Here is a 22,613-nt window from a genome sequence, read left to right on the forward strand (position 1 = left end):
CCATCCGCGGGCGGCCTGCGGATCGGAGGTTCTACGGAGAGTCCGCGACGAGGAGTGAGGTGGTCCGTGGCGCAGAGCCTGCCCCGACTCGAACCGGTGGGTCGAGCACCCGCACAGCTCCGCGCGCTCGTCGTCGTGGCGCACGGCGGCCGTTCGCAGTCCACCGAGTCCGGCGAGCGTCGTCGCCTCACGTACTGGCGGATGCTGCCCTTCGCCCAGCTCCTCGCGCTGACCGACGGCCTCGCCGTGGCGATGGTCCGCTACCGCCACCGCGGCTGGAACGGGTCCGCCCGCGACGCCGCCCGGGACGTCTCCGCGCTACTGACCGCCGAGCTGCCGACCGTGCTCGTCGGGCACTCCATGGGAGGTCGGGCTGTGCTGCACTCCGCCGGTGCCCCGCAGGTCAAGGCGGTCGCCGCGCTCGCCCCCTGGCTCGACGGCAGCGATCCCGTCGCGCAGCTGGCCGGGCGCAGCGTGCTCATCGCCCACGGGGACCGGGAGCGGATGACCGATCCGCGCCAGTCCCTCGCCTACGCCGTGCGGGCCAAGGCCGTCACCGACCGGGTCGCGCGCTTCGACGTGCACGGGGACGGGCACGCGATGCTCCGGCACGCCGCGACGTGGCACGACCTCGTCCGCCGGTTCGTGCTCGGCGAGCTCGGCTTCGAACCGGAGGACCCGGCGATCACGAACGCCATGCGGCAGCCCATCCCGGGCGGCCTCGAGGTTCCCCTGGGGAGTGTCTAGATGACCAGTGTCGCCGTGATCGGGAGCGGGGTGTCCGGCCTGACGGCCGCCTACCTGCTGCGCCGCACGCACGACGTCACCCTGTTCGAGGCGGACGACCGGCTCGGCGGGCACGCCCACACCCACGATCTCGCCGGCACCTTCGTGGACTCCGGGTTCATCGTCCACAACGACCGGACGTACCCGAACCTGCTGCGGCTGTTCGCCGAGCTCGGCGTGGCCACCCAGGACTCGGACATGTCGATGAGCGTGCGGTGCGAGGGCTGCGGCCTGGAGTACGCGGGCGGCCGCAGGTTCGGTGGCCTGTTCCCCACCGCCGCGAACGCCCGCAACCCCCGCTACCTGCGGATGCTCGCCGAGGTCGTCCGCTTCCACCGCCACGCCCGACGGGTGCTGGCGGAGGCGGAGCGTGCGGAGCCGACCCGCGGCGGGGTCCCCCGCGCCGGGGACGTCACCCTGGGCGCGTTCCTGGCCATCGGGGGCTACTCGCAGTACTTCGTGGACCACTTCATGATCCCGGTCGTGTCCTGTGTGTGGTCCGCGGGCGCGGCGCTGTCGCTGGAGTACCCGGCGCGGTACCTGTTCACCTTCCTCGACCACCACGGGATGCTCGCGATCGGCGGCTCGCCGCAGTGGCGCACGGTCGTGGGCGGATCACGGTCCTATGTGGAGCGGATCGCCAAGGAGCTCCCTGTGGTGCGCACCGGCACCCCGGTCCGCTCCGTCGTCCGCGGGGCGACCGGCGTCGAGGTCGACGGCGAGCGGTTCGACAGGGTCGTCGTCGCGACCCACCCCGACCAGGCCCTGCGCCTGCTGGCCGATCCCACCGACGCCGAGCGCGCGACCCTCGGCGCCTTCGCCTACTCCCGCAACGAGACCCGGCTGCACGGGGACGACTCGCTCCTCCCCCGCGCCACGGGTGCCAGGGCCAGCTGGAACTACCTCAAGCCGGGCTGCGCGAGCGAGCAGGAGGTGCTGGTCAGCTACGACATGAACCGGTTGCAGCACCTGGACGGCGGGCCGTACGTCGTCACGCTCAACGGCGCCGGGTACCTCGCCGAGGACCGGGTGATCGCCCGGATGTCCTACGAGCACCCGATCTACACCCCCGCGTCGGTGGCCGCGCAGCGGGCGCTGCCCGGGCTCAACACCGGGGTCACGGCCTTCGCCGGGGCCTACCACGGCTGGGGCTTCCACGAGGACGGCTGCCTGTCCGGAGTGAAGGCCGCCGAGTCCCTGGGGTCCGCGTGGTGACCGTGCGCGGCGAGTCACGGCAGAGCACCACGTCCCGCGCACAGCTGTTCGACGCCGAGGTGCGCCACCGCCGTCGGGAGGCGCTGGACTACGGCTTCGCGCACCGGACCTACCTCTGGCTCGTCGACCTGGACGCCCTGCCCCGCTGGGCCGGGGTGTTCGGCCGCTTCGCGGCACGGGACCACCTCGGCGACCCGGACCGCTCGATCCGCGAGAACGTGGACGCGTACCTGGCCACGCAGGGCGTCGACCTGCGCGGCGGCCGGATCCTGATGCTGGCCAACGCCCGCGTGGCCGGGTACGTGTTCAACCCGCTGTCGGTCTTCTGGTGCCACCGGGACACCGGCGAGCTGGCGTGCGTCGTCGCGGAGGTGCACAACACCTACGGCGAGCGGCACTGCTACCTGCTGCGGTCCGAGCGGGCCGAGCTGGAGAAGGACTTCTACGTCTCGCCGTTCTTCACCGTCGACGGCGGCTACCGCATGTCCCTGCCCGAACCCACCGACCGCCTCGCGCTGGCCATCGCGCTGGAGCGCGGCGGCACCACCGCGTTCACCGCCACCCTCACCGGCACCCGCCGGGAGGCGACCCCGCGGGCGCTCGCCGGGATGCTGCTGCGCCGCCCGTTCGTCACCCAGCGGACCTCGGCACTCATCCGTCTCCACGGCATCCGGCTGTGGCTTCGGCGGCTGCCGGTCGTGCCGCGCCCACAGCACCACCCGCAGGAGGGGGTCTGAGTGACCGTCCAGCAGCCGATTCCGCACGAGCACACCGCGAGCCGGGTGATCCCGCGCCCGAGCGAGGGCGTGTGGCCCGGCCTGGCCGCGGTGCCGCACACCCGGGTCAAGGGCCGGATCGCCGAGGGCCTGTTCCGGCGCGCGGTGCGGTCCCTCCCGGTGCGCGTCGAGCTGGGTGAGGAGGTGCTCGGGCTCGGGGGTCCCACGATGCGGATCGTCCGGCCGGACGCCTTCTTCCGCCGCCTCGGCAACGACTCGAAGATCGGGTTCGGCGAGGCCTACATGGTCGGCGACTGGACCACCGACGACCTCCCCGGCCTGCTCACGCCCTTCGCGGCCACGCTGTCGACGCTGATCCCGCCCTCGCTGCAGCGCCTGGCGCGGCGGTGGGTGGAGGCCCGGCAGCCCACGGAGGAGATGAACACGGTCGAGGGGGCGCGGGAGAACATCCACCGCCACTACGACCTGTCCAACGACCTCTTCCAGATCTTCCTCGACGACACCATGTCCTACTCCGCGGCGTGGTTCGCCCCCGGCTCCGACGACCTCGTCGAGGCCCAGGAGCGCAAGATCGACGGCATCCTGGACATGGCCGGGGTGACCGCCGGGCAGCACGTCCTCGAGATCGGGACCGGCTGGGGCGGGCTCGCCATCCGGGCCGCGCAGCGCGGCGCGCGGGTGACCACGCTGACCATCTCCGCCGAACAGGCCTCACTGGCCGAGCGGCGGATCGCCGAGGCCGGTGTGGCGGACCAGGTCCAGGTGCTGCTGCGGGACTACCGCGAGGCGCAGGGCTCCTACGACGCCGTCGTGTCCGTGGAGATGATCGAGGCCGTGGGCGAGAGGTACTGGCCCACCTACTTCGAGGCCCTGGACCGGCTGCTCAAGCCCGGCGGCAGGGTGGGCCTGCAGGCCATCACCATGCCGGACGACCGGATGCGGGTGGCCAAGAACGACTACACCTGGATCCACAAGTACGTCTTCCCCGGCGGACTGATCCCGAGCGTCGAGTCGATCGAGCGCAGCCTCGCCGACCACGCCACCCTGCGGATCGCCGAGCGCCGCTCGCTCGGTCAGGACTACGCCCGCACGCTCAACCACTGGAACCGGCGCTTCCAGGAGCGCTGGGCGGAGGTCTCGGCGCTGGGGTTCGACGAGACCTTCCGCCGGATGTGGGAGTTCTACCTCGGTTACTGCGAGGCCGGCTTCCGGGTCGGCTACCTCGACGTCTTCCAGCTCGCGCTCACCAGGGAGAACCACTGATGGCCCCCGCCGCACCCCGTCTCGCCGCGTTGCTCGAAGGCGTGCTCGGCGCCGCGCTGCCCGTCCGGATCCAAGCCTGGGACGGGTCCGTCGCCGGGCCCTCGGGCCCCGGACCGACCGTGCTCGTCCACAACCGACGGGTGCTGCGCAGGCTCCTGTGGAACCCGGGCGAGCTCGGGCTGGCCCGCGCCTTCGTCGCGGGCGACCTGGGGTTCGAGGGCGACATCGCGGACGGGCTCTCCCGCTTCTGGAAGCTCGGCCGGTCCTCGCCCGTGTCGCTGGACCGGCGCCAGAAGCTGTCCGCGCTGCGCACCGCCGCCGCGCTCGGCGCCATCGGGCCGCGGCCGCGCCCGCCCGCGTCGGAGGCCCGGCTGTCCGGAGGGCTGCACACCCGCCGCCGGGACCGGCAGGCGATCGCGCACCACTACGACCTGTCCAACGAGTTCTACGAGTTCCTGCTGGACCCGCGGATGGCCTACTCCTGCGGGTACTGGACCCAGGAGGCGTCGGCGGACTACGGGCTGGTCGACGCGCAGCGGGACAAGCTGGACCTGATCTGCCGCAAGCTGGACCTCGAGCCCGGCATGCGGCTGCTGGACGTCGGCTGCGGCTGGGCGTCGCTGCTGATCCACGCCGCGCAGCACTACGGCGTGGACGCGGTCGGGGTCACGCTCTCGGCCGAGCAGCGCGCCCTGGGCCTGCGCCGGGTCCGCGAGCTCGGCCTGGAGGACCGGGTCGAGATCCGCCTGCAGGACTACCGCGAGATCCCGGACGAGCCGTTCGACGCGATCAGCTCCATCGAGATGGGCGAGCACGTCGGCCAGGACAACTACCCCGTCTACGCCGGACAGCTGCAGAAGCTGCTCGTCCCCCACGGGCGGCTGCTGCTGCAGCAGATGTCGCGCGGGGCCTCCGGCGAGAACACCGCACCCGGCGGCGGGGCGTTCATGGAGTCCTACGTGGCGCCGGACATGTACATGCGCCCGCTCGGGGACACACTGAACCTCCTGGAGGCCGCGGGCCTGGAGGTGGTGGACGTGCACTCGCTGCGCGAGCACTACGTCTGGACGGTGCGGCCGTGGCTGGACACGTTGCAGGACAACAAGTCCGAGGCGATCTCACTGATCGGTGAGGAGCAGTACCGGGTCTGGCTGCTCTACCTCGCGGGGGCGGCGCTGGCCTTCGAGGAGAACCGGATGGGCGTGCACCAGATGCTGCTCGTCCGGCCCTCGGAGGACGGCCGGTCCGGGCTCCCGCGCAGCCGCGCGGCCACCCTGGGCGCGGATCCCGCGCTGGACCGGCTGCGGCCCGACGTGCCCGCCGAGGACACTGTGGACCCGGCTCGCGAGTCCGTGCCCGCTGTCGGAGACTGATCGGCGTGAGCTTCCCCTGGGGTGCCTTCGCCACCAACCTCTGGATCACCGCGGTCGCGGTGCTGGTCGTGATGCTCGGCGCGCTCGCGGTGGCCTTCGTCCGCAAGCGCCATGACGGCATCGACGTGGTGTGGGGCAGCGGGTTCGGCGTGATCGCGATCGTCACGCTGGTCGCCGCGCAGGGGTCGGGGGACGCCTGGCGGCAGTGGCTGATCACCGCGCTCACGGTGGTCTGGGGCGCCCGGCTGGCCATTCACATCGGGCGCCGCAACCACGGGCAGCCCGAGGACCAGCGGTACGTGGAGCTGATGATCCGGGCCCGCGGCAACCCCTGGCTGTACGCCTTTCGCAAGGTCTACCTCACCCAGGGCGTGGTGATGTGGTTCGTGTCCCTGCCGGTGCAGGTGGGGCAGTACGGCTCGGCCTCGGGCGTCTGGTCCACGGTGATCACCGTGCTCGGCGTGCTGGTGTGGGCCGTCGGCATGTTCTTCGAGTCGGTCGGGGACGCCCAGCTGTCCGCGTTCAAGGCCGACCCGGCGAACAAGGGCCGGGTCATGGACCGCGGCCTGTGGCGGTACACCCGCCATCCGAACTACTTCGGCGACGCCTGCGTCTGGTGGGGCCTGGCCCTCCTCGCCCTGCACCATCCGGCGGGCCTGATCGGGCTGGCCGGGGCGCTCGCGATCACCGTCAACCTGGCCGAGGGCACCGGCGCGAAGCTGCTGGAGAGCACCATCGGCGAGCGCCGCCCCGGCTACGCCGAGTACGTCAAGCGCACCAGCGGGTTCCTCCCGCTCCCCCCGAAGAAGGAGGTCGACGCATGAAGGTCGGCACGGAAGTCAGCGACTTCGAGCTCGAGGACGAGACCCGCACCCCGCGGAAGCTCTCGACCCTGCTGGGGTCCGGTCCCGTGGTGCTGTTCTTCTACCCGATGGCGAGCTCGGGCGGCTGCACGCAGGAGGCCTGCCACTTCCGCGACCTCGCGGGCGAGTTCGCCGCGGTGGGCGCGCAGCCGGTCGGGATCAGCTCGGACAACGTGACCAAGCAGAGCGTGTTCTCCTCCGCGCACTCGCTCGGGTATCCCCTGCTCTCGGACCCCGACCACGCGGTGTCCAAGGAGTTCGGCGCCTATCGGGCCTGGCTGCCGGGCGGGCTGCACACCCGTCGTCGGACGTACGTGATCGGGCAGGACCGCCGGATCGTCGCGGAGTTCGCCGGCGAGTCCAAGTTCGACCAGCACGCCGACCAGGCCCTCGAGGCCGTGAAGAGGCACGCCGCGGCATGAGGGCCGCCATCGCCGACGGGCGGCTGAGGGCCTCCGCGGTCGTCACCGCTCCCCCCGGCGGAGGTGTTCGCGCTGCTCGCGAACCCGCACCGACACCACGAGTTCGACGGCTCCGGCACCGTGCGGTCCGCGGTCTCCGGGCCCCGGCGGCTCGCCCTCGGGGACACCTCCGGCGCGCAGATGAGGATCACGCTGCCGTACCGGATCACCGACCGCGTGGTGGAGTTCGAGCCGGACCGGCGGATCGCGTGGTGTCACTGGGCACGGGCGGTGTGGCGCTACGAGCTGGAGCCCGTCCCCGCCGGGGAGCGGCAGCCGTCGGGGAGCGGCAGCCGTCGGGGACGGCGGCTACGGGCACCCGGCTCACGGAGACCTCTTCCTCGCACGGGACGTCGCGCGGGTCGTGATGCTCGTCGGGCGCTACCCCCGCAGTCCCGGGAGGCCGTCGAGGCTCGTGCCGTTGCGCTCCCGGTGGTAGGTGGCCATGACCTCGGGAGACTTCTTCGCCAGCGCGAGATCCAGGACGTCCCGCTCCTCGCGGAGGTCCATGCGCGGCACCGCGAACCCGCACGAGTCCGACACCCGGTCCAGCGCGACCGTGATCACCGAGCGGGCGCCGTGCCTGCGCGAGGTGCCGGGCTCGCCGAAGGCGGCCAGCGCCTCGTCGAACCCCGGCTCGCCGAGCGCCAGCACCGAGCCGGTGCCGTGCAGGCGGACGATGGTCGGCCTGCCGTCGAAGGCACAGAACATCACGCAGATCCGGCCGTTCTCCCGCAGGTGCGCGACGGTCTCGATGCCGCTGCCGGTGAGGTCGAGATAGGCGACCGTGTGCTCGTCGACCACCCGGAACGTGCCGCGTGTGCCCTTCGGGGAGAGGTTCACCAGCCCGTCGGCGGCCAGCGGTGCGGTGGCGACGAAGAACACCGGCTGCTCCTCGAGCCACCTGCCGAGCTTCCCCGAGACGCCGTCGTAGACCTTGCTCATGCTATCGAGCGTAGGCGTGACACTCGGGCGGCCCAAGAGTCGCCGAGGGGCACTCGGGCCGCCCGGGAGTCACCAGGCCCGGCGCCCGATCGCGGCCAGGAGGCGGGTCTGTGCATCCGCGTCCGCGGGCGGCTCGAGGGCCGGGCCGAACACCTTTCCGGACGCCCGCGCCTCGGCGGGCATCTGCTCGACGAACCCGGCGATCCGGGCGATCTCGTCCGGCGGGATCTCGATGTCCAGGCCCGCGGCGGTGCCCAGGTCCCAGCGGTGCAGCACGAGGTCCTGGGTGACGAACCCGTCGACCGACCACTCGAAGGTCTGGGTGCCGAACATGCCGTCGTAGGTGGCCTTCGCCCGCTCCGGGTCCTCCAGGTCCGCCTGCACGAGTGACCTGACGTGCGCGAACGCCCCGGCGGGATCCGTCGGGCCCGGCTCCGGCGGCCTGCCGACCATGCCGAGGAACATCCCGTGCACCTCGACGACGTGGTCGACGACCTGGCGTGCCGTCCACTCGCTGCACGGCGACGGCGCGGACCACCGGTCCTCCGGGACGGCCGCGATCGTCGCGGCGAAGGCGTCGGCGTGCCGGGCGTAGCGCTCTGCGATGTCGCTCATCGCCCCATTCTGGCGGGCCCGTGCCGCGGCGCCTTGGAGAAATCCGACAGAACATCAGGTCCGCGGGGGTGGGCGGGAGTACTCCACGCCGATCAGCACCAGTGCTGATCTCGCCTGCGCGCGGGAGCTGATGGACTGACCCGCGAGGTCGGGTCTCCCCGCCCCTCAGGGCAGGGTGAGGATCTCGGCGCCCGAGTCGGTGACCAGGATCGTGTGCTCGAACTGCGCGGTGCGCTTGCGGTCCTTGGTCACCACGGTCCAGCCGTCCGGCCAGATGTCGTAGTCGATCGTGCCCAGGGTGATCATGGGCTCGATGGTGAAGGTCATCCCGGGCTCGAGGACGGTGTGCACGTCCGGCTGGTCGTAGTGCAGCACCACCAGGCCGCTGTGGAAGGCGCGGCCGATGCCGTGCCCGGTGAAGTCGCGGACCACGCCGTAGCCGAACCGCTTGGCGTAGGATTCGATGACCCGCCCGACGACGTTGAGCTCGCGGCCGGGCCGGACCGCCCTGATCGCGCGCATGGTCGCCTCGTGGGTGCGCTCGACGAGCAGCCGGTCCTCCTCGGACACCTCGCCCGCGAGGAAGGTCGCGTTGGTGTCCCCGTGGACGCCGCCGATGAACGCGGTGACGTCGATGTTCACGATGTCGCCGTCCGAGATCACCGTGGTGTCCGGGATGCCGTGGCAGATGACCTCGTTGAGGCTGGTGCAGCAGGACTTGGGGAAGCCGCGGTAGCCCAGCGTCGACGGGTAGGCGTCGTGGTCCAGCAGGTACTCGTGGACGACGGCGTCCACCTCGTCCGTGGTGACGCCCGGCTTCACGGCCTCGCCGCCCGCCTGCAGCGCCCGGGCGGCGATCCGGCTCGCGACACGCATGGCCTCGATGACCTCGGGGGTCTGGACATCCGAGTCGCGGCTCGGCGTCGGCGCCTTCCTCCCGACGTACTCCGGGCGCGGGATGTGCGCCGGCACGTCGCGGATCGGGGTGGGCGTACCGGGGGCGAGAACTGCGGTCACGCCCTCAGCGTACGGAAGTGCGCCGGTGCGAGAGGTGGGCGGTGAGGGCGGACACCCCGCGCCAGCCGAGCAGGAACACCGCCAGGCTCACGGTCGCCACGATCGCGAAGCTCAGCGGCAGGCGCCCGGTGAACGCCGCGCGCAGCACCAGCCCGATGCCCGCGGTGCCCACCACGACCAGCGCACCCGCCTTGAACCCGGACGGCTGGGCTCGCACCCACGGGGTCGCCCATGCCGCGGCCAGGCCCACGAGGAAGGGCGCGGCCGTGCCGACGAGGCCGAGGATGCCGCCCGCCTCCTCGTGGCTCGCGCGGCCGATCGCCGCGAAGACGACGACGGCGACCGCGTCGGCGGCCAGGGCGAGACTGGCGATCCGGGGAGGGCGCACGAGTCCAGAGCGTACGCGCTGCGACAACCCGGGGCCGCACGCCGACGCCTGTGCGACCCCGGAGTCACTCAGCGGCTCCCGGGCCACACGAGTGGCCGCCCGGGTGGCACGGGCGCGGGCTCAGAAGCCGGCGAGGAAGCGTTGGGCGATGCCGACCGCGGGGCTGGAGGAGCCCGCGTCGACCGCCAACACCGCGAAGGCGACGTCTCCCCGGTAGCCCACGAACCACCCGTGCGCCCGGTTCCGCCCGCCCTGGCTGAACTCCGCGGTGCCGGTCTTGCCGAACACCTCCCCGGAGCCGCGCAGCGCCGTCGCGGTCCCGTCGGTGACGACCTGGCGCATCATCGGGCGCAGCTGTTCCAGCGCCGCGGGGTCCGGGGCGGTGGCGGCGGTCGTCGTCTCGGTCCGCTGCCCGCGGATCAGCTGCGGCACGACGGGCCCGCCGTGCGCCACCGACGCCGCCACCAGCGCCATCCCGAACGGCGTGGCCACGACCTGCCCCTGGCCGAACCCGTCCTCCGCGCGCTGCACCGGATCGTCGGCGGGCGGGACGTCACCGGTCACGGTGGTCAGGCCGGGTACGGCGTAGTCCGCGCCGAAGCCGAGCTGTAGGCCCGCGGCGGGCAGGGCGTCGGCGCCGAGCTGTGTGGCCAGGGTGGCGAAGGTGGTGTTGCACGAGCGCGCGAACGTCTGGGCCAGCGGCACCGTGCCGAGTGCGAACTCGTTCTCGTTCGGCACCATCCGGCCGCCGATCACGGTCGTGCCCGGGCAGGGCTCGGGGGTCGCGGCCGTCACCCCGAGGTCCTGCAGCGCGGCGTTGGCCGTGACGATCTTGAAGGTCGAGCCGGGCGGGTAGCGCCCGGTGAAGGAGATGGCGCCTGCGGCGTCCGCGGCGTCGTTCTGCGCCGCGGCCAGGATGTCCCCGGTGGAGGGCTGCACGGCGACGATCGCGACCTGGTTGGGCAGCGCGTTCACGGCGTCCTCGGCCGCGGCCTGGATCTGCCGGTCCAGACTGATCTGCACGGTGGTCCCGGGGGTGACGGGCACCTCGGTCAGGGTCTTCTGGGGATTGCCGAGCGCGTCGACGGCGTCGACCTCCCAGCCGTTGCGCCCGTTGACCTGCGCGGCGACGTGGGTCCGAACGGCGGGCAGCACCTGGCTGGCGAACCCCGCGTCCGGGCCGAGCAGCCGGGTGGAGGTCGTGAACCGGACGCCGGGCAGGTCGTAGACCGCGGAGCGGATCGTGTTGTAGTCGCCCTCCCGCAGCACGGCGACGGTGTAGGCCTGCCCCTCCGGCGTGGCGGTGGCGCCCGCGGCGACGGACTGCGCGGTGATCTCCGGGTCGATCGGCCCGAGCGAGCGGGCCAGCGCGGCGGCCACGGCCCCCAGGTCCCCGGCGGCCCTGCGGTCCAGCAGGATCGTGACGACGGGGGTGGCCGCCAGCAGCGGCGATCCGGCCCGGTCGGTCACCGGGGCCGGGTCGGGGCTGGTGGTGCGCAGGGCGAGGGACTGGCCCGCCTGCAGGTCCGGGTGCACCGAGGCGGAGCTCCAGTCGATGACCCAGCCGGTGTCGGCGGCGTCGTCCGGGCGCAGGTCCAGCGGCACCAGGTAGGTCCAGCGGCGGTCCTCGCCGAGGTCCCAGGTGAGGTTCACCGAGGCGGCGGACCGCTCACCCGCCGTGCGGACCTGCGCGACCTCGCCGGTGACCGCGGTGGGCCGCAGGGCGGTGCGCACCCCGGCGAGGGTCTCCCGGGCCTGGTCCGGGGTGTCCGTGCGGGCGGCGGCGCCGGCGTCGTCCCCCGCGGCCAGGGCGGCGAGGTAGGCGGTGACGGTGTCCTCGGGCCCGCTGTCGCCGAACAGGCCGCACCCGGCGGTGGCCAGCACGGTAGCTAGGGCGGCGAGCAGGGCCGGGATCCGGGGAGCGGGTCGGGGCACCGCCCGAGTATGCCGGGCGGCCCCCCGCACCCCGGGTATGGGCGCGCCCAGCACCCCCCGCGGCACGAACGCACACCCCTGGTCGCACGAACGCACACCCCTGGTCGCACGAACGGCACTCTTGTGCGGACCTACCGCACAAGAGTGCCGTTCGTGCAGTTCACGGGGCGGACGCGAGCAGCGAACCCGAGGCGTCGATCACGTCCAGGACCTCCACGGTGGGCTCGGTGCCCGGCCGGTTCCCGCCGAACGCCCGGTCCACCGCGGGGTGGATGCGCTCGTCGAAGGCCCGCGCGCACGCCTCCTTCGACTCCCACACGTCGATGTAGCGCAGCCCGCCCTCCCGCCGGACGCAGAGGTGCAGCAGCGAGCCCGCGACGGGCTCCGGGCCGATCTCCTCGACGATCCGCCGGTAGAGGGGCTCGCCGATCGGGACGTCCTGGACGAACACGTACATCATGGCCCCCTGGTAGATTGATCCGAAAGCACTTCGGATGAAATGAAGGTAGGGCCGATGACGGACGAGGTCAAGCCCCGCCGCTACCACTCCCCGCGGCGCGCGCGACAGGCCGCGGACACCCGCGCGGCGATCCTGGCGGCGGCCCGCGAGCTGCTGGCGGCGCAGGGGTGGGCGGCGACGACCGTCGCGCAGGTCGCGCGCCGGGCGGAGGTGTCGGTGGACACCGTGTACGCGAGCGTCGGGCGCAAGCCGCAGGTGCTGCGGGCGCTCGTCGAGACCGCGCTGTCCGGCACGGACGAGCCGGTGCCGGGCGAGCAGCGGGACTACGTCCAGCGCGTGCTGGCGGCGTCCGGCGCGCGCGCGAAGCTCCGGCTCTACGCCGCGGGGATCGGGGCGCTGCAGCAGCGGCTGGCGCCGATCTTCCTGGCCCTGCGGGACGCGGCGATGACCGACCCGGACTGCGCGGCACTGTGGCGGGAGATCGCGGAGCGGCGGCGGGTCAACATGCTGCGCTTCGCCGCGGACCTGCGGGCGACCGGCGAGCTGCGCGCGGACCTGTCCGACGAGCACGTGGCGGACGTGGTCTGGAGCATGAACGCCGCCGAGTACTGGGTGCTGCTGGTCCACGAGCGGGCGTGGACGCCGGAGCGGTTCGTCGAGCACCTGGCGGACACGTGGAGCCGCACCCTGCTCGGGTGATCGGGTCGGGACAGGTCGGAACAGGTCAGAACAGGATGGTGGCGAAGCTCGCGACCTGGGTGAAGCCGATGCGGTCGTAGGTGCGGCGGGCCGCGGTGTTGAAGCCGTTGACGTACAGGCTCGCGATCCGGCCCATCCCCCCGAGCCGCTCGACGACCGCGGCGGTGCCGATCGCGCCCAGCCCGCGGCCCCGCCGGGACGGGTTGACCCACACGCCCTGGATCTGGCCGACCCGCGCGGACATGGCGCCGATCTCGGCCTTGAACACGACCTCGCCGTCTTCGAACCGGGCGAACGCCCGGCCCGCGGAGATCAGCTCGGCGACGCGCGCGCGGTAGCCGGCGCCGCCGTCCCCCGCCCGGGGGTCGACGCCGACCTCCTCGGTGAACATCGCGATCGCCGCGGGCAGGTAGCGGTCCAGCTCCTCGAGCCGCACGGGCCGCACGAGCGGGTCCGGCGCGATCGTGGGCGGGCCCGCGAGCACCATCAGCGGCTGGTCGGCGCGCACCTCGCGGGCGGGCGCCCACGACGGGGCGAGCTCCTCCCACAGCGGCAGCACCAGCTCGGCCCGCCCGACCAGCGACGAGCACGAGCGCCCGTGCCGGCGCGCCCGGTCGGCGAAGGCGCGGATCGCGGGCCGCTCGCCGCGCAGCGGGACGAGGTTGGCACCGGAGAAGCACAGCCCCTCCAGCCGGGAGCCGGAGGCCCAGACCTCGCCGCCGAGGCGCCACGGGTCCAGCCCCGCCGCCTCGACTCGGGCGGCCACCATGCACGCCGCGACGGGATCGGCATCGAGGGCGGCACGGACACCACCACGGTCCCGATCATCGAGCAACCGCGCACCGGCGACCCTCAGCACTCCCCTACGGTGCCACAACCGCGGCGAGCTGCCTATGCCGGGCTCGTCGGAACCCCGCAGCACGTTCACCCCACCGACACCGAGGGCTCGCCCGCCTCCTCCATCGTCTCGGCGATCTTCAGCGCCTCCTCGATGAGGGTCTCGACGATCGCGTGCTCGGGGACGGTCTTGATGACCTCGCCCTTGACGAAGATCTGGCCCTTGCCGTTGCCCGACGCGACCCCGAGGTCGGCCTCGCGCGCCTCGCCCGGCCCGTTCACCACGCAACCCATGACGGCGACGCGCAGCGGCACCTCCATGCCCGTGAGACCGGCCGTGACCTGCTCGGCAAGGGTGTACACGTCCACCTGGGCGCGCCCGCACGAGGGGCAGGAGACGATCTCGAGCCTGCGCGGCTTGAGGTTGAGCGACTCCAGGATCTGCCGCCCGACCTTGATCTCCTCGACCGGCGGGGCGGACAGCGAGACCCGGATGGTGTCCCCGATCCCCTGCGACAGCAGCGCCCCGAACGCGACGGCGGACTTGATGGTGCCCTGGAACGCGGGCCCGGCCTCGGTCACTCCGAGGTGCAGCGGGTAGTCGCACTGCGCGGCCAGCAGCTCGTAGGCGCGGACCATGACGACCGGGTCGTTGTGCTTGACCGAGATCTTGATGTCGTGGAAGTCGTGCTCGGCGAACAGGCTCGCCTCCCACATCGCGGACTCCGCGAGCGCCTCGGGCGTGGCCTTGCCGTACTTCTGCAGCAGCCGCTTGTCCAGCGACCCCGCGTTGACGCCGATCCGGATCGGGGTGCCGTGGTCCTTCGCGGCCTTCGCGATCTCCTTGACCTGGTCGTCGAACTTGCGGATGTTGCCGGGGTTGACCCGCACCGCCGCGCAGCCCGCCTCGATCGCCGCGAACACGTACTTCGGCTGGAAGTGGATGTCCGCGATGACGGGGATCTGCGACTTGCGCGCGATCGCGGGCAGCGCGTCCGCGTCGTCCTGGCTCGGGCACGCCACGCGCACGATGTCGCAGCCCGCCGCGGTCAGCTCGGCGATCTGCTGGAGCGTGGAGTTGACGTCCGAGGTCAGGGTGGTGGTCATCGACTGCACCGAGATCGGGTGGTCACTGCCCACGCCGACGGCACCGACCTGCAGCTGCCGCGTCTGCCGGCGCGGGGCCAGGGTCGGGGCGGGTGCGGACGGCATTCCCAGGGAGACGCTCACGACCCCCAGTATGCGCCTGTTCGCGCCGGAGATCCGTGTGACCCGAGACGGTTCACCCGGCGTTCAGCTCCGGCGCCCGGACCGCCGCGGGCTGGGGTGCACTCCACCGCCGGAGTCACGACCGGCTCCGGCGACGCGCCCGGGCGCAGCGGCCGCGATCACGTGCGGCCCTTGTTCTCCTGCGCGTCCTGCAGCGTGGAGGAGTGCGGGAGCCAGGTCGCCAGCTCGATCGGCCAGCCGTCCGCCTCCAGGACGCGGAAGACGGCGGGATCGTCGTCCAGCACCGACGCGATCTCGTGCTCCTCGGCCAGCCACCGGAGCACCTCGCGCTTCATCTCGCGCGCGGGCCGGTAGTCGTAGTCGTCTCGCATGTGCAGCGGGCCGGTCGGCAGGTCGTGCCGGGCGAGCCAGCGCTCGGTCAGCCGCCGGTTCCGCTCGGGGCGGCCGGTGAGGTAGACGACGTCGTGGTCCACCTGCGCCTTGCGCAGCCGGTTCGCGCCCTCCTCCAGCAGCGGGTCCACGTCCGCGGCCGCGAAGAACCGCTCCCACCGCTGCGGACGGGCGCGCAGGTGGTGCAGTCGGTGCGTGACGTCCGCCAGGACACCGTCGATGTCGAAGACGGCCAGGGAGCGGGAGAGCACCTCGACAGTATGGCTAACCGAGTTTCACGGGGTTGATGACGTCCGCCACGAACACCAGCGCACTCCACCCGATGAAGATCAGCGCGACGGTCATGGCCACCGGCATCAGCTTCGCCGCATCCACCGGGCCGGGGTCCGGCCGCCCGCGCAGCGCCGCGAACCGCCGCCGGATCGCCTCCCAGATCGCCGGGAAGATCTGCCCGCCGTCCAGCGGCGGGATGGGCAGCAGGTTGAACAGGAACAGCGAGATGTTGACCAGCGCCAGCAGCATCAGGAACGCGGAGATCTCCTGGCCGGGCGGGGCGTCCGAGGCGAGGATCTCGCCGCCGATCCGCGAGGCCCCGACGATCCCGACGGGCGAGTCCTGGTCCCGCTCCTGGCCGAGGAACACCGCGCCGAACAGGTTCGGCACGCGCTGCGGCATCTCGACGAGCTTCTGCCCGACCTGGCCCACGATGTCCACCATCGTGCTGCCGACGGCGCCGATCCCCTGCCGCTGCACCTCCTGCAGCGGGGAGAGGCCCAGGAAGGAGGCCTGCACGGTCGTGTTCTGGTCGTCCAGCGAGGGCAGCTCGGTGGTGATCAGCGTGGGGGTCAGGGTGACCTGCTGCCCGCCCCGGTCCACGACGACGGACACGGTGCCGGTCGCCGCGCGGATGGCCCGCTGCATGTCCGCCCACGTGTCGTAGGTCCGCCCGTCGAACGAGACGATCCGGTCCCCCGGCTGGAACCCGGCCGCCGCGGCGGGGGTCAGCGGGGCGCCGGGCGGACAGACGTCCGTGCGCGCGGCGGTGGCCGGGAGCACGCACTGGCTGACCGAGCTGACCGTGGACGTGGCCGTGAGCCGGCCGAAGCCCATGAGCACGATGGCGAACAGCACGACCGCGAGGATCAGGTTCATGACCGGGCCCGCGGCCATCACGATGATCCGCTTCCACGGCCGCCGCGTGTAGAACTGCCGCTCCGCGTCCTCCGGTCCGACGTCCATCGCCGAGGCCTGCCGGGCGTCGTCGATCAGGCCCTGGAACGGGCCGGTGCGCCTGCTGCGGCCGTACAGCTCGCCGCGGGCGGGCGGGAGCATGCCGATCATCCGGATGTAGCCGCCGAGCGGGATCGCCTTGAACCCGAACTCGGTCTCGCCGACCCGGCGTGACCAGATCGTCCTCCCGAAGCCGACGAAGAACTCGGGCACCTTGATCCCGAACCACTTCGCCGTGGCGAAGTGGCCGAGCTCGTGCCAGGCGACCGAGAACAGGATGCCGAGGAAGAACACGACGATCCCGACGATCGTCCAGACGACAGTCATGCGATTCGCTCCTGTGCATGGGCGCGCGCCCACTGCTCCGCGGCCAGGACGTCGGCCACGGTAGCGGGGTCCGCCGACCAGCCGTCGGCGGCCTGCAGGACGCGCTCCAGCTCGTCGGTGATGGCGGTGTAGCCGATGCGGCCCGCGACGAACCCCGCCACGAGCTCCTCGTTGGCCGCGTTGAACACCGCGGGCAGACAGCCCCCGGTCTCCCCCGCGTACCGGGCCAGCCGCACGCCGGGGAACGCCTCGTGGTCCAGCGGCTCGAAGGTCCAGCTCTGCGCCGTGTCCCAGGTGCACTGCGGGGCCGCGCCGGGCACCCGCTCCGGCCAGCCCAGCGCCAGGGCGATCGGCAGCCGCATGTCCGGTGGGCTGGCCTGGGCGATCGTGGCGCCGTCGGCGAAGGTGACCATGGAGTGCACGATGGACTGCGGGTGCACGACGACGTCGATCCGGTCGTAGGGCACCGCGAACAGCAGGTGAGCCTCGATCAGCTCCAGGCCCTTGTTGACCAGCGTGGCCGAGTTGATCGTGACGACCGGGCCCATGTCCCAGGTCGGGTGCTTGAGCGCGTCGGCGACCGAGACGTGCTCCAGGTCGGTGCGCGGTCTGCCGCGGAAGGGCCCGCCGGACGCGGTGAGCACCAGCCGGGCGACCTCGTCCCGGGTGCCCGACCGGAGGCACTGGGCCAGCGCCGAGTGCTCGGAGTCGACCGGGACGATCTGGTCCGCCTTCGCCGCCTTCGTGACGAGCGGGCCGCCCGCGACCAGGGACTCCTTGTTGGCCAGCGCCAGCGTGGCGCCGGACTCCAGCGCCGCCAGCGTCGGGCCGAGACCACGCGATCCGGTGATCCCGTTCAGCACGACGTCCGCGGGGGTGGTGGCGACCAGCTCGGCCGCCGCGCCCGGCCCGTCGAGCACCTCGACGCCCGACACCTCCGCGCGCAGGCGGGCGGCGGCGCCCCCGTCCGCGACGGCGACCCGGCGCACGCCGGTGGCCCTGACCTGGGCGGCGAGCAGCGCGACGTCGCCGCCGCCCGCGGCGAGCCCGGCCACGACGAAGCGCCCGGACGCGTGCTCGACGACGTCCAACGCCTGGGTGCCGATGGAGCCGGTCGAGCCCAGGACCAGCACCGACCGCGGAGAGAACTCGTTCATCACGCCCCATCATCCTCGTCTCGGTGTTGTGCGAGGATGAGCCCCGGGTTTCACGTCTTCAGGAGGAACGCATGGCAGGCCGCGAGCTGGCGAAGGTCGATCCCGCGGACGAGCCGTCGGCCGAGTGGGGCTGGCACGGGGAGTTCCCGAAGGCCACGTCGATCGCGGGCGTCATCGTCGCGATCCTGCTGCCCGTCGTGCTCATCGGCCACCACGTCAGCTGGACCGAGATCCTCTTCGCCGTGGTCCCCGCCGTCGGGATCCTGGCCGCCGTGGTGTGGGGCAACCTGCGCAAGCGGAACGACTGGCGACGCTGAGCGCCTGATGGCGGACGCCGTCGAGCTGGAGGTCGGGGACCGCACGGTCCGCCTCTCCAGCCCCGATCGCGTCTACTTCTCCGCGCGCGGGGAGACCAAGCTGGACCTCGCGCACTACTACATGGCCGTCGGGGACGGGATCGTCCGGGCGCTGCGGGACCGGCCGTGCATGCTGCACCGCTTCCCCAAGGGCACCGACGGGGACAAGGTGCACCAGAAGCGGCTGCCGCGCGGGGCTCCGGACTGGGTCCCGACCGTGCGGGTGCACTTCCCCCGCTACCACCGGCACGCGGACGAGCTGGCCGTCGCGCACCTCGCGGACGTGGTCTGGGCCGTGCAGATGTCCACGGTGGAGTTCCATCCGTGGAACTCGCGTGCGGCGGACACGGAGTCGCCGGACGAGTGGCGGATCGACCTGGACCCCATGCCGGACGCGACGTACGCGGACGTCCGCCGGGTGGCGGGGGTCGTGCGGGAGGTGCTCGACGAGCTGGGGGCGGTGGGCTACCCGAAGACGTCCGGCGGCAAGGGGCTGCACGTGTACGTGCGGATCCCGCCCACCCACGGGTTCGGTGAGGTGCGACGCGCTGCGCACGCGTTCGCGGTGGAGGTCGGACGGCGCTGCGCGCTGGTGGACCTGAACTGGTGGCGCAAGGACCGCGACCCGAATTCGATCTTCGTGGACTACAACCAGAACGCCCGCGACCACACCATCGCCTGCGCCTACTCCGTGCGCGGCACCCCGGAGGGGCGGGTGTCGGCGCCCCTGGCCTGGGACGAGATCGACTCCGCCGAGCCCGGAGACTTCACGATCGCGACCATGCCCGCGCGGTTCGCCGAGCTGGGGGACCTGCACGCGGAGATCGACGACTCGGTCTTCGACATCGCTCCGCTGCTGGGGTGGGCGGAGCGGGACGCCGCGGACACCGGCGCGGAGATCCCGGACCTCGACGAGGTCTGACCTGCCCGAGGGTCTCCTGACCGAGCCCGGTGGAGATCAACGGGGTTCTGCAGCCCGACATCCTGCGCGAGGGTCTGCTGATCTCCAGGAGGCTGGATCGGGTGGGCCCGCGTCAGAGGGCCGCGGCGCGGAGCCGGGCGAACTCCTCGACGAGCCGCTGTTTCGGGTAGTGGGCGTTGAGCCCGCTGGGGTTCGGGAGCACCCAGATCCGCGTGGGGCCGATGGTGGGCTCCTGCGCCCCGACGATCGCGGCCCGGTCCCCGAAGGCCGTCCGGTACGCCCCCATCCCGACGACCGCGAGCCAGAGGGGCACGTACCGCTCGACCAGGTCGTGCAGGATGCGACCGCCCTCGACGAGCTCGGCGTCGGTCAGCTCGTCCGCGCGGGCGGTCGGCCGGGCCGCCATGTTGGTGATCCCCATCCCCCACCTCGGGAGCTCGCCCTGCTCGGCGGGCAGCAGCAGCCGGGGCGTGAACCCGGCCTCGTGCAGCACCGGCCAGAACCGGTTGCCGGGCCGGGCGAAGTGGTGCCCGGTCGCGGCGGAGACGAGACCGGGGTTGATCCCGCAGAACAGCAGGCGCAACGGCGGGTCGGCCGGCCCGGGCAGGACGTCCGGCAGCAGGCGCGCGCGGGCCGCCTCCAGCTCGGCGGCGGTCGGCAGGGCCACGCGCGCATCATCCCCCCGCGACGATCACCGCGCGCGCTCAGGTCAGGTTGCGGGCGATCCGCTGCAGCGTCTCCACGGTGGTGCGGTAGTCCGCCTCGGACACGCCCTCGGTGATCCGCGCGCGGTAGTCCCGGATCGCCACGACCAGCCTTCCGCGCGCGGCGGAACCGGTGGGCGTCACCGTGATCCGCCCCGCCGCCTGCTGCACCCAGTGCCGGGCCAGCAGCTGGTCCAGCACCAGCCGAGCCGCCGGGCCGGAGCCCGCGAAGGGGGCGAGCGCGGCGTCCAGTGCCGCCGCGGTGTCCGCCCCACCCGCGATCGCGTTGAGCGCCTGCCAGTGCCGCCGCCCGATCCCCTCGTCCGCCAGGACCCGGTCCATGGACGACTCGATCAGCCCGTCCACGCGTCTGAGCCACCACCCGATCGGCTTGTCCGCCGAATGGTCGCAGTTCGGCCCGTGTACGTGGGCGGGAGCGGGGTCCACGAGATCAGGATGCCCCAACCGCGCCCGTCCTACCAGGTCAGACGCCCAGCACGTCCGCGAGGTCGAAGCTCACGGGGCGCTCGAGCTGGTCGTAGGTGCACGACTCGGGGGTGCGGTCGGGGCGCCAGCGGACGAACTGCGCGGTGTGCCGGAACCGCGCCCCCTCCATGTAGTCGTAGCGCACCTCGACGACCCGCTCGGGCCGCAGCGGCGTGAACGACAGGTCCTTGCCGTTGTTCCAGCGGCTGCCCTCATTCTTGCGCGGGGTCCGCTCCCCCTCCATGTGAGCGCCCCAGTTCCACGGATGCCCCTCGAACTCGGTGACCAGCGGCTGGAGCTCGGTGAACAGCTCCTTGCGCCGGGCCATGGGGAACGCCCCGATGACGCCGACGGACGCGAGCACCCCGCGCTCGTCGTACAGCCCGAGCAGCAACGAGCCGATCGTGTCCGGCCCGGACTTGTGCACCCGGTACCCGGCGACCACGCAGTCGCAGGTCCGCTCGTGCTTGATCTTGGTCATCACGCGCTTGTCCGGCTGGTAGGTCTGGTCGGCCCGCTTGGCGATCAGACCGTCCAGCCCCGCGCCCTCGAACTGCTCGAACCAGCGCCGCGCCTCGGCGACGTCCCGGGTGAGCGGGGTGATGTGGATCGGCGCCTTCGCCTCGGCCAACGCCTCCTCCAGCCGCGCCCGCCGGACCTCGAACGGCTCACCGGTCAGGTCCTCGTCCCCCAGCGCGAGCAGGTCGAACGCGACGAAGCTGGCGGGCGTCTGCTCGGACAGCAGCGTGACCCGGGACGCGGCCGGGTGGATGCGCTGCTGGAGGGCCTCGAAGTCCAGTGCGTTGCCCTCGACGTCCGCGACGATCACCTCGCCGTCGATCACCGCGCGCTCGGGGAAGTTCGCCCGCACCGCCTCGACGACCTCGGGGAAGTACCGGGTCATCGGCTTCTCGTTGCGGCTGCCGATCTCGACCTCGGCACCGTCCCGGAAGACGATCGAGCGGAAGCCGTCCCACTTGGGCTCGTACAGCTGTCCGGCGGGGATGTCCTTCACCGGCTTGGCCAGCATCGGCTTGACGGGCGGCATCACGGGCAGGTCCACGCGGGACAGTCTGCCCGGCGTGGCAAGGGTCGGCCTCAGCAGCCGCAGGAGTCGCGGTGCACGAACCGCGGGGGGAGACGGACCGTCCGGGGCGGCGCGTCCGGCTCGGCCATGCGGCGCAGGAGCAACCGCACCGCCTCCCGGCCGATCTCGGCGAACGGCTGCGCGACGACCGTGAGCCGCGGGGCGAACAGGTCCGCCCAGGGGAAGTCGTCGAAGCAGGCGAGGGCCATGTCGCCCGGCACGCTCACCCCGGCCTCGCGCAGGGCCTGCATCGCCCCGATGGTCATCGAGTTGTTCGCGGTGATCACCGCGGTGGGCGGGTGCTCCCGGGCGAGCAGGGCGTGCACGGCGACCCGCGCGGGCTCCTCGGCCGAGCGCCCGTCGACGAGCAGCTCGTCGGACAGGCCCGCCCGCGCCAGGCCGAGCCGGTACCCGGCGACGCGCTCGACGGTCGTCTGCAGCCCGGGCTGCCCGGCGACCAGCGCGATGCGGCGGTGACCGGCCCCGGCCACGTGCGCGACGAGTCCGGCGACGGCCTCGATGTTCTCGCTGCCGACCTGGTCCATCCGCTCGTCGATCAGCCGGTCGACCAGCACCGTCGGAATCCCCTGGGCGGTCAGGAAGCTCAGCGCCGCACCGGGTTCGGCCGACGGGGCGAACAGGACGCCGTCCACCCGGCGGGCGTGCAGGCGCCGGACGACGGTGTGCTCGTACTCCGGGTCCTCGTGCGGGTCGACGAGCAGCAGCGTGTAGCCGCGGCGCGCCGACTCCGCCTCGATCGCGTGGATCAGCTCGCCGAGGAACGGGTTGGAGATGGCGGGCAGCGCGAGGCCGATCGTCGTGGTGCGCGCGGTGGCGAGCGCCTGCGCGACCGTGTTGGGGGTGTAGTCGGCGGCCCGCACGGCGTCGAGCACCAGGTCCCGGGTCTGCGGGCGCACCGTGCGGGTGCCGTTGAGAACGTGGGAGACCGTGGCGATCGACACCCCGGCGAGCCGGGCCACATCGGCCATCGTCGCCACGGCCGCCTCCGTCCTGCCGGATGTCCGGCGCGCTGTCATGATCCCGGGACGAACTCACGACGAGTGAGTTGCGTCACCGACGACTAGCAAACCACAGGAGTTAAGCGGTTGCGCAAGCGCTTAACTTGGCCT

General features: G+C 72.9%; 25 protein-coding genes. 10 read left to right on the top strand and 15 right to left on the bottom strand.

Going from position 1 to position 22,613, the window contains the following annotated elements; genetic code table 11:
* Positions 1–66 precede the first annotated feature (66 nt).
* The 7 genes from ABD993_RS22035 to ABD993_RS22065 are packed head-to-tail and all read left to right on the top strand — an operon-like array spanning position 67 to position 6,659.
* Complete coding sequence (locus tag ABD993_RS22035) at positions 67–747, top strand: alpha/beta hydrolase (RefSeq protein WP_345421608.1); 681 nt, start codon at positions 67–69, stop codon at positions 745–747.
* Positions 748–2,001: an NAD(P)/FAD-dependent oxidoreductase gene (locus tag ABD993_RS22040; protein ID WP_345421611.1), complete on the top strand. Its 1,254-nt coding sequence runs from the start codon at positions 748–750 to the stop codon at positions 1,999–2,001.
* Complete coding sequence (locus tag ABD993_RS22045) at positions 1,998–2,738, top strand: DUF1365 domain-containing protein (protein WP_345421613.1); 741 nt, start codon at positions 1,998–2,000, stop codon at positions 2,736–2,738. Before ABD993_RS22040 ends, ABD993_RS22045 begins: the two co-directional genes overlap by 4 nt.
* A complete protein-coding gene (locus ABD993_RS22050; protein WP_345421616.1) occupies positions 2,739–4,001 on the top strand; it encodes a class I SAM-dependent methyltransferase in 1,263 nt (420 codons plus the stop codon).
* Positions 4,001–5,374 carry a class I SAM-dependent methyltransferase gene (locus tag ABD993_RS22055; RefSeq protein WP_345421619.1) on the top strand — a complete coding sequence of 458 codons (1,374 nt, stop codon included), beginning with the start codon at positions 4,001–4,003 and terminating at the stop codon, positions 5,372–5,374. The genes ABD993_RS22050 and ABD993_RS22055 overlap by 1 nt, the downstream gene beginning before the upstream one ends.
* Before the next feature lie 5 nt (positions 5,375–5,379).
* The gene (locus ABD993_RS22060; RefSeq protein WP_345421622.1) at positions 5,380–6,198 is read left to right on the top strand and encodes a DUF1295 domain-containing protein; all 819 of its coding nucleotides are present in this window, start codon (positions 5,380–5,382) and stop codon (positions 6,196–6,198) included.
* Positions 6,195–6,659: a peroxiredoxin gene (locus ABD993_RS22065; protein WP_345421624.1), complete on the top strand. Its 465-nt coding sequence runs from the start codon at positions 6,195–6,197 to the stop codon at positions 6,657–6,659. Before ABD993_RS22060 ends, ABD993_RS22065 begins: the two co-directional genes overlap by 4 nt.
* Positions 6,660–7,079: 420 nt before the next feature.
* Here ABD993_RS22065 and ABD993_RS22070 read toward each other — a convergent pair whose 3' ends face one another.
* From ABD993_RS22070 to ABD993_RS22095, 6 genes are all read right to left on the bottom strand, one after another.
* On the bottom strand, positions 7,080–7,643 hold the full coding sequence (locus ABD993_RS22070) for a pyridoxamine 5'-phosphate oxidase family protein (RefSeq protein WP_345421627.1): 564 nt from the start codon (positions 7,641–7,643) through the stop codon (positions 7,080–7,082).
* Positions 7,644–7,712: 69 nt separating this feature from the next.
* Positions 7,713–8,258 (bottom strand): TIGR03086 family metal-binding protein, encoded by a 546-nt coding sequence (locus ABD993_RS22075; RefSeq protein WP_345421630.1) that lies wholly within the window; start codon positions 8,256–8,258, stop codon positions 7,713–7,715.
* Between the two features lie 165 nt (positions 8,259–8,423).
* Positions 8,424–9,275 (bottom strand): type I methionyl aminopeptidase, encoded by an 852-nt coding sequence (map, locus tag ABD993_RS22080; RefSeq protein WP_345421633.1) that lies wholly within the window; start codon positions 9,273–9,275, stop codon positions 8,424–8,426.
* Positions 9,276–9,279: 4 nt separating this feature from the next.
* Positions 9,280–9,663 carry a DUF3054 domain-containing protein gene (locus tag ABD993_RS22085; protein ID WP_345421636.1) on the bottom strand — a complete coding sequence of 128 codons (384 nt, stop codon included), beginning with the start codon at positions 9,661–9,663 and terminating at the stop codon, positions 9,280–9,282.
* A gap of 120 nt (positions 9,664–9,783) precedes the next feature.
* Positions 9,784–11,598 (bottom strand): penicillin-binding transpeptidase domain-containing protein, encoded by a 1,815-nt coding sequence (locus ABD993_RS22090; RefSeq protein WP_345421639.1) that lies wholly within the window; start codon positions 11,596–11,598, stop codon positions 9,784–9,786.
* A 160-nt stretch (positions 11,599–11,758) separates the two neighbouring features.
* A complete protein-coding gene (locus ABD993_RS22095) occupies positions 11,759–12,058 on the bottom strand; it encodes a hypothetical protein (RefSeq protein WP_345421642.1) in 300 nt (99 codons plus the stop codon).
* A 54-nt stretch (positions 12,059–12,112) separates the two neighbouring features.
* Here ABD993_RS22095 and ABD993_RS22100 point away from each other — a divergent pair, with 54 nt between their 5' ends.
* A complete protein-coding gene (locus tag ABD993_RS22100; protein WP_345421645.1) occupies positions 12,113–12,757 on the top strand; it encodes a TetR/AcrR family transcriptional regulator in 645 nt (214 codons plus the stop codon).
* A 25-nt stretch (positions 12,758–12,782) separates the two neighbouring features.
* Here ABD993_RS22100 and ABD993_RS22105 read toward each other — a convergent pair whose 3' ends face one another.
* The 5 genes from ABD993_RS22105 to dxr all read right to left on the bottom strand — a co-directional run bounded on the left by ABD993_RS22105 (position 12,783) and on the right by dxr (position 17,928).
* Positions 12,783–13,616 (bottom strand): GNAT family N-acetyltransferase, encoded by an 834-nt coding sequence (locus ABD993_RS22105; RefSeq protein ID WP_345421647.1) that lies wholly within the window; start codon positions 13,614–13,616, stop codon positions 12,783–12,785.
* Positions 13,617–13,681: 65 nt separating this feature from the next.
* Entirely contained in the window at positions 13,682–14,806 is a 1,125-nt protein-coding gene (ispG, locus tag ABD993_RS22110; protein WP_345421933.1) for a flavodoxin-dependent (E)-4-hydroxy-3-methylbut-2-enyl-diphosphate synthase, read from the bottom strand.
* A 176-nt stretch (positions 14,807–14,982) separates the two neighbouring features.
* Positions 14,983–15,465 carry a phosphatase domain-containing protein gene (locus tag ABD993_RS22115; protein ID WP_345421650.1) on the bottom strand — a complete coding sequence of 161 codons (483 nt, stop codon included), beginning with the start codon at positions 15,463–15,465 and terminating at the stop codon, positions 14,983–14,985.
* Between the two features lie 13 nt (positions 15,466–15,478).
* Positions 15,479–16,771, bottom strand: a complete 1,293-nt coding sequence (locus tag ABD993_RS22120; RefSeq protein WP_345421653.1) for a M50 family metallopeptidase — start codon at positions 16,769–16,771, stop codon at positions 15,479–15,481.
* The gene (gene dxr, locus ABD993_RS22125) at positions 16,768–17,928 is read right to left on the bottom strand and encodes a 1-deoxy-D-xylulose-5-phosphate reductoisomerase (protein WP_345421656.1); all 1,161 of its coding nucleotides are present in this window, start codon (positions 17,926–17,928) and stop codon (positions 16,768–16,770) included. The genes ABD993_RS22120 and dxr overlap by 4 nt, the downstream gene beginning before the upstream one ends.
* A gap of 71 nt (positions 17,929–17,999) precedes the next feature.
* On the opposite strand from dxr, the gene ABD993_RS22130 reads away from it, so the two are divergent.
* Positions 18,000–18,245, top strand: coding sequence for a DUF2631 domain-containing protein (locus ABD993_RS22130; protein WP_345421659.1), 246 nt, complete (start codon positions 18,000–18,002; stop codon positions 18,243–18,245).
* Between the two features lie 7 nt (positions 18,246–18,252).
* Positions 18,253–19,206 (top strand): non-homologous end-joining DNA ligase, encoded by a 954-nt coding sequence (gene ligD / locus ABD993_RS22135; protein ID WP_345421662.1) that lies wholly within the window; start codon positions 18,253–18,255, stop codon positions 19,204–19,206.
* 112 nt (positions 19,207–19,318) lie between these two features.
* Here the strand turns inward: ligD and mug are convergent, their stop codons facing one another.
* From mug to ABD993_RS22155, 4 genes are read right to left on the bottom strand one after another with little or no spacing between them, the layout of a single operon-like run.
* Entirely contained in the window at positions 19,319–19,873 is a 555-nt protein-coding gene (gene mug, locus ABD993_RS22140) for a G/U mismatch-specific DNA glycosylase (RefSeq protein ID WP_345421665.1), read from the bottom strand.
* Positions 19,874–19,910: 37 nt separating this feature from the next.
* The gene (locus ABD993_RS22145; RefSeq protein WP_345421668.1) at positions 19,911–20,357 is read right to left on the bottom strand and encodes a MarR family transcriptional regulator; all 447 of its coding nucleotides are present in this window, start codon (positions 20,355–20,357) and stop codon (positions 19,911–19,913) included.
* Positions 20,358–20,394: 37 nt separating this feature from the next.
* The gene (locus ABD993_RS22150; protein ID WP_345421670.1) at positions 20,395–21,459 is read right to left on the bottom strand and encodes an ATP-dependent DNA ligase; all 1,065 of its coding nucleotides are present in this window, start codon (positions 21,457–21,459) and stop codon (positions 20,395–20,397) included.
* A gap of 35 nt (positions 21,460–21,494) precedes the next feature.
* Positions 21,495–22,472 (bottom strand): LacI family DNA-binding transcriptional regulator, encoded by a 978-nt coding sequence (locus ABD993_RS22155; protein ID WP_345421936.1) that lies wholly within the window; start codon positions 22,470–22,472, stop codon positions 21,495–21,497.
* Positions 22,473–22,613: the final 141 nt, after the last annotated feature.

The sequence above is a fragment of the Pseudonocardia xishanensis genome, assembly GCF_039541715.1.
GTDB lineage: Bacteria > Actinomycetota > Actinomycetes > Mycobacteriales > Pseudonocardiaceae > Pseudonocardia > Pseudonocardia xishanensis.

Bases quoted from the DNA above. Each gene is read 5' to 3' on its own strand.
- ABD993_RS22040 (WP_345421611.1), top strand. From the start codon at position 748: ATGACCAGTGTCGCCGTGATCGGGAGCGGGGTGTCCGGCCTGACGGCC.
- ABD993_RS22120 (WP_345421653.1), bottom strand. From the start codon at position 16,771: ATGACTGTCGTCTGGACGATCGTCGGGATCGTCGTGTTCTTCCTCGGC.
- ABD993_RS22155 (WP_345421936.1), bottom strand. From the start codon at position 22,472: ATGGCCGATGTGGCCCGGCTCGCCGGGGTGTCGATCGCCACGGTCTCC.
- ABD993_RS22070 (WP_345421627.1), bottom strand. From the start codon at position 7,643: ATGAGCAAGGTCTACGACGGCGTCTCGGGGAAGCTCGGCAGGTGGCTC.
- ABD993_RS22065 (WP_345421624.1), top strand. From the start codon at position 6,195: ATGAAGGTCGGCACGGAAGTCAGCGACTTCGAGCTCGAGGACGAGACC.
- ligD (WP_345421662.1), top strand. From the start codon at position 18,253: ATGGCGGACGCCGTCGAGCTGGAGGTCGGGGACCGCACGGTCCGCCTC.
- ABD993_RS22100 (WP_345421645.1), top strand. From the start codon at position 12,113: ATGACGGACGAGGTCAAGCCCCGCCGCTACCACTCCCCGCGGCGCGCG.
- ispG (WP_345421933.1), bottom strand. From the start codon at position 14,806: ATGCCGTCCGCACCCGCCCCGACCCTGGCCCCGCGCCGGCAGACGCGG.
- ABD993_RS22055 (WP_345421619.1), top strand. From the start codon at position 4,001: ATGGCCCCCGCCGCACCCCGTCTCGCCGCGTTGCTCGAAGGCGTGCTC.
- dxr (WP_345421656.1), bottom strand. From the start codon at position 17,928: ATGAACGAGTTCTCTCCGCGGTCGGTGCTGGTCCTGGGCTCGACCGGC.
- ABD993_RS22075 (WP_345421630.1), bottom strand. From the start codon at position 8,258: ATGAGCGACATCGCAGAGCGCTACGCCCGGCACGCCGACGCCTTCGCC.
- ABD993_RS22095 (WP_345421642.1), bottom strand. From the start codon at position 12,058: ATGATGTACGTGTTCGTCCAGGACGTCCCGATCGGCGAGCCCCTCTAC.
- ABD993_RS22130 (WP_345421659.1), top strand. From the start codon at position 18,000: ATGGCAGGCCGCGAGCTGGCGAAGGTCGATCCCGCGGACGAGCCGTCG.